7 protein-coding genes are annotated in these 5121 nt (G+C 45.6%); 2 read left to right on the top strand and 5 right to left on the bottom strand.

Annotated elements, in window-relative coordinates; all coding sequences use genetic code 11:
* Positions 1-569: 569 nt before the first annotated feature.
* Complete coding sequence (locus H8L47_RS29005) at positions 570-2405, top strand: NACHT domain-containing protein (RefSeq protein ID WP_186957311.1); 1836 nt, start codon at positions 570-572, stop codon at positions 2403-2405.
* A gap of 3 nt (positions 2406-2408) precedes the next feature.
* Here the strand turns inward: H8L47_RS29005 and H8L47_RS29010 are convergent, their stop codons facing one another.
* Together H8L47_RS29010 and H8L47_RS29015 are read right to left on the bottom strand one after the other, a co-directional pair.
* On the bottom strand, positions 2409-2789 hold the full coding sequence (locus H8L47_RS29010; RefSeq protein WP_186957312.1) for a phage virion morphogenesis protein: 381 nt from the start codon (positions 2787-2789) through the stop codon (positions 2409-2411).
* Between the two features lie 65 nt (positions 2790-2854).
* Positions 2855-3127, bottom strand: a complete 273-nt coding sequence (locus H8L47_RS29015) for a hypothetical protein (protein WP_186957313.1) — start codon at positions 3125-3127, stop codon at positions 2855-2857.
* A 249-nt stretch (positions 3128-3376) separates the two neighbouring features.
* On the opposite strand from H8L47_RS29015, the gene H8L47_RS29020 reads away from it, so the two are divergent.
* Complete coding sequence (locus tag H8L47_RS29020) at positions 3377-3760, top strand: hypothetical protein (protein ID WP_186957314.1); 384 nt, start codon at positions 3377-3379, stop codon at positions 3758-3760.
* 3 nt (positions 3761-3763) lie between these two features.
* Here H8L47_RS29020 and H8L47_RS29025 read toward each other — a convergent pair whose 3' ends face one another.
* The 3 genes from H8L47_RS29025 to H8L47_RS29035 form a co-directional block, all read right to left on the bottom strand.
* Entirely contained in the window at positions 3764-4228 is a 465-nt protein-coding gene (locus tag H8L47_RS29025) for a phage virion morphogenesis protein (RefSeq protein ID WP_186957315.1), read from the bottom strand.
* 9 nt (positions 4229-4237) lie between these two features.
* Positions 4238-4723: a phage tail protein gene (locus tag H8L47_RS29030; RefSeq protein WP_186957316.1), complete on the bottom strand. Its 486-nt coding sequence runs from the start codon at positions 4721-4723 to the stop codon at positions 4238-4240.
* A 1-nt stretch (position 4724) separates the two neighbouring features.
* On the bottom strand, positions 4725-5121 hold a 397-nt coding region (locus H8L47_RS29035; RefSeq protein WP_186957317.1), incomplete at its 5' end, for a lysis system i-spanin subunit Rz.

Here is a 5121-nt window from a genome sequence, read left to right on the forward strand (position 1 = left end):
TGCAGGCCGCGCAGGCGTTCAAAGCTGGCGCGCAGGTCTTGCAGTTTGGAAAAGGCAAAAGAGGGTTGTGATGATGCAGCTATTGCAGACGCAATAGGGGTATGAGCAGCCATGATGGCCTCCTAGTTGATATGTTGATTATTACCCTTGTTGAGAGGGTGGTCGGGTACTTCAACACCGCAACTAGACGGCTCGCAACTTTCCCCTTGCGGGTCTTGTATGGTTGCGCACTACCCGACCATAGGAAACCTATGGACGAAAAAAATCCCCGATGTCGGACGTAATGGGGTTACCGCTAGTTGAGGGTGTGTTGAGCACCGACCGTAAGGATAGCTCAGATATGGGTGGTTTGGCAATGTGTATGGTTATGAACACTAAAGTTTCGTAGTGGTAAGCAATTAACAACAATTTGCTTTTGAAAGTGATTTCCTTTTGCTATTTTAGAAATAAATTGTTATTTAGAGAATATTGATTAAATCGGTAACTTTTTAAAAATACAAGTTACTAGAGGAAAAATTGAGATAAGTATTTGAGATCACTTTGTATTGAATAATTGATTGGAGCAAATAATGGTAATTGGAACTGCTGCGCTATTGACTGTAGGCGCTAAATTGTTGTCACCGATAGTTTCCGACTTATATAAAAACGCTAAAGAGGCAACTGTGACCGGATTGAAACGCTGGGACGCAAGTGGATTTGCAGAAAAATTAGCTATGAATATTTACAAGCTGGGGATGGTAAGAACTATTTGGAGTAAAGAAGAGGAAGTGGCTTTATTGGATTTCTATTACCCCCCTAACGTTAGTTCACAAGAAAAAAGGACCAAAAAACTTCTTAAGAATGTAGTAAAGCTTGGTAGCTTTGGTAAAGGTAATCTCGTCATTGAGGGCGTCGTCGGGCAAGGAAAATCAATGCTGCTTCGATATTTGTCAATAAAAGAAGCTAGCACTAATCAATCCTTGAGAATTCCAATTTTTATTGAATTGCGTACATTACTGTCGAGTTTTACGTTGCTCACTTCTATATATAAGTATCTTGAGGCTTTTGATATTGATGTGGATGACAAGACTTTTGATTATCTTGCGAAATCAGGAAGGTTTGTATTGCTTCTAGATGGATTTGACGAATTGGATAAATCGTTAATTGTGCAAACCCTTAATGAAATTTCGCATTTAGCTCTTCGTTATCCCGGATTGCAAATTGTTGTCACTTCTAGACCAGACAACGAAATACAGAAATTGGCTGGCTTCAAAGTTTTTAATCTGTGTAAATTGGAAGAGAGTGACTTCGCTCCATTTTTGTCAAAGCTTGGTGTTGATGTTGTTAAGAACTTAGAAATTTGCGAAGCTATAAAGAAGGGTCCTAGTAGACTTTCGACATTAATCTCAACGCCATTGATGCTAACACTTGTTGTAATAGTTTACGAGTATGAAAAAGAGATCCCTTCGACGTTATCAGAGTTCTTTGAACAACTGTTCCACGTAGTATTTACTACACATGATCGACTCAAAGCAGGCTTTACGAGAACACTTCAGTCAGGCTTGTCAGAGCGTAAGTTGCAATCTTTATTTGAAGCGTTTTGCTTTATGGTGCTTCAAAATGGCTTTGGTAGATCGTTATCAAGAGAAAAGTTCACAATCGCTTTTGAAAGTGCTCTTGAATACGTAACTCATTGTTCTTGTGACGAGCAAAAATTTAAGCATGACATCGTAAAAATTACATGTTTGATGCTTGAAGAGGGGATTGATAGAACGACATTTCTTCACATGAGTATCTTAGAGTATTATGCTGCTGCTTTTGTCAAGCATAGCGAAGATGATGTGGCTGAGATTTTTTATAAATCGCAGTTTATTAAGCAGTTAAGTTGGAATCAAGTTTTGAGATTCTTGAAAGAGATAGACTCAATCCGTTTTGCACGAGAGTTTACTCTACCGGAACTCAATGCATTTCGAACCGAAATAATCGAGTCAATAGACTGGAATTCCGACAAAAGCATAAATGAAGCAATTCAGGCTATTGCACCACAATTACGAGCGCTTTTCGAGAAATCAGACAAGGATCTTTTTGAGTTTCGGCTAGGGGTGGCAGTTATGGGATCCACTTCCTTTTTCAAGGAAATGTTTTTTCAAAACATAGTGGAAGCAGTTCTGGATGCAGCTCCAGAGAAACTTACTTTAGCAGAACTAAAGGGTATGGCAAATTTCACGTTTTCGGAGACAGAAGAACTGCAAGTACCAATTCTAGCGATAATTTCATATCGCGGAACTAGTGAGTTTCGTCGTGCATTTGATTTGATTTCACAGAAGATTACTATTATGGTCAATGAGGCCAACGCTATTCTTTCCGCACAAGAGAAAAAGAGACTAATATTTGAACGGAATACTAAAATACAATCAGCTAAGTGAGTTTCAATAACAAATGAATAGCTGCGAATTTATCACTGATTCTAGTGAATTCATCCCCAAAACCCGCCTCTGTTCATACTGAACCTCACCCCCACCCGCCGCAACCCTATCCCGTAGCCCGTATTGATGCACCCGCGCAATACGGGCTACGCGGCCATAGAAACCCACTTCCAGCCCGTTGCCGTCTGCCTTTGCCTTGAGGTGGGTGTTTGTGCGCAGCTTGTTGAACATGCTGGCTTTTTGCTTTTTGATGCGGCCTTGTTTGCCCCTTATGTTTTTGCGTTGCTTGCGCGGTGCGTAGGTGGTGCCGTCTGGGTTTTGTTGTGCCTGGATGCGGGTTTGTTGCTGGCGGCGCAGGTCTTGGGCTAGCTGGAGCGTGAGCACGCGTAGGTGCGATTAGTGTGACGTAATCGCACATCAGTTGTATTTCAAGGCGGCAGTGTCTCTTTTTATTTAGAAATACACTTAAACATAACTTGGGACTGTTGCGGCGTCCAACCTTGCGTTCCAGAGTTGGTTGAGTTGGTCAGTTCCATTTGCTTGCCTTGCGCTTCGCACCACTCTGCTGCTCGCCGCACACTTAGCGCGGTAACTTCTGCGTCAGACGTAAATCCCCCACGCGAATTTGCACCCACCATGTAGGTATCCTTGCCAATAGACACCACCGGGCTGACCGATTGGCAGCCAACGATTAACGCGCAGAGAATAAGTATTTTTTTCATCAATTTGTTCCTATTTCGAATGGTAGTTATGTCATTTATTGAAGATAGTAATTTAACATAAGTGTAAGTATTCCTGAAATTGATTGCATAGTTTTGCAGCAAATTGAGTGATGCGTGCCCATCACAATTGATGCGCCCGCGCATAACGGGCTAAGCGGCCATAGAACCCCACTTCCAGCCCGTTGCCGTCTGGGTTATGCTGCAACTTACTTTATAGATGCAGTTATTTGTTAAAAGGCGATGGAAAAAATGACTTCGGAAAATATCAGTCCAGATAAAGAAGTTCTGCTGGAAGGTACTTTTGTTGGATTTGGTTGGCGCAATCTGAAAACTTTTTTAATTGAAGGCGGGAAGAATGCTGAAGAAATATTGCTTTTTAGTAGTGATGAACATATGGATGAACACTTTCGCCAAATCGGAGGTAAAGTAATCAAAATTATTGATGATAACTTTGTGACTGTCCTGGAAGGTAGTTTAGGTTCACTGTGTGGCAACTGCTATTCCTATGTGAATAAGGCACAGTTGAGGGGCTTAGTTCGCCAGGATGCAGATAAAACCGGATTTATTTTGACAGAAATATCCATGGCAAGAATTGTGGAAGATGATGGCCGCGTGCACGATCTTGCGCTATAAGTTCTAACTTCGAATAAGACTCAGGATTGATTCCTGAATCGTCTCTTTGTCTGTTTGATTGAAACCTATCAAGCGGCGTTCTGCATAGGTGACCTCTGGCCCATCCTTAGCCACACGGTCATTCAAGCCAGACTGATGCACACGCGCTATGCGTGCAACCCTCCCAAAAAAGCCGACGGTGATGTCATTGCCGTCGGCTTTTGTTTTGAGGTGTGTGTTAGTGCGCAGCTTGGCGAACATGGCGGCCTTCTGCTTTTTTATTCTCTCTTTCTTGCTGCGTAAGGCTTTGCGCGGTTTTCTTGGTGTGTATGGAGTGCCTTCTGGTGTTTGCTGGGCTTTGATGCGTTGTTGCTGTGCGCGTCGCAAATCCTGGGCTATCTGGCTGGTTAATTTGCGGCGGGCGGCGGGGTCTAGCCTGGCCAGGAGGGTGCTGGCCCATGTCTCCAGCGCGGTGAGGTCGTCTTGCATGGTGTTGCGCTATACGGGTGGGATGGGTTGCACCTGCCACTCTGCGAGCAGGGTGGTGCCGTTGTAGAGTTGCCACCAGGGGGCGGTGTAGTCTGGGGTGGGGGTGACTTCGCCTGCGTGGGTGATGTCTAGCCGGGTGCCGGTTTGTTTGACGATGACGCGCTCTGTCAGGTCTATCTCCAGGCTGATGTCAACGCTGTTGTGGTTGTTGAAGTCCACCATGAAGCGTATGCCTTTGGCTTTGTCGTCGTTGCCCAGCAGGTCTGCCTGGTGGGTTGCCAGCCAATCGAGCAGGGGGACGATGAGGGCGTCTTCTTCACCGCTGTAGTCGGTGACGATGATATTGAGGACGTAGGCGTATTCAAACGAGCGTGAGGCGGTGCGGGTGGTGTGCAGGCTGCCTTTGTCGGCGAAGACGAGGAGTTTGTCTGGGTTGCGCTGTAGATCGGCGATGGCGGCGGTTAAATGGGCGCGCAGGCTGTTGGGTTTGTACATGCTATCTCTGCGTATTAATGACGGTGCTGATGGTGTGGTAGCTGTCTATGCAGGCGTTTAGTTGGCGGATGGCGTCGTCGCCGTCTGCGGCGATGGCTGCAAGAGTTGCTCCAGCCTCTGGCGTAAGTTGGGCTCGCGCTTCTGGGCTATTGCTGGGGCTAGCGGGGGTATTTGGGCTGACACTGGTGCTGCAAGCCTGGACGGGGATTGACAGGCGCACAGTGCCAGTGCGCACGTCAGCAATAAACTGGTCGCGTTTGGATTTTTCATCTTGTAGCTCTTTTTGGTGGGTGGTGGCGATGGTGGCGAGGCTGCGGGACATGAGCCTTTCGTTTTCTCTGGCTGTTTCGCTGGCCTGGGCTTGGTCTTTTGCAATCTGGGCGGTGAGTTTGTCTACC

It is taken from the genome of Undibacterium umbellatum, assembly GCF_014284125.1.
Classification (GTDB): Bacteria; Pseudomonadota; Gammaproteobacteria; order Burkholderiales; family Burkholderiaceae_D; genus Undibacterium; species Undibacterium umbellatum.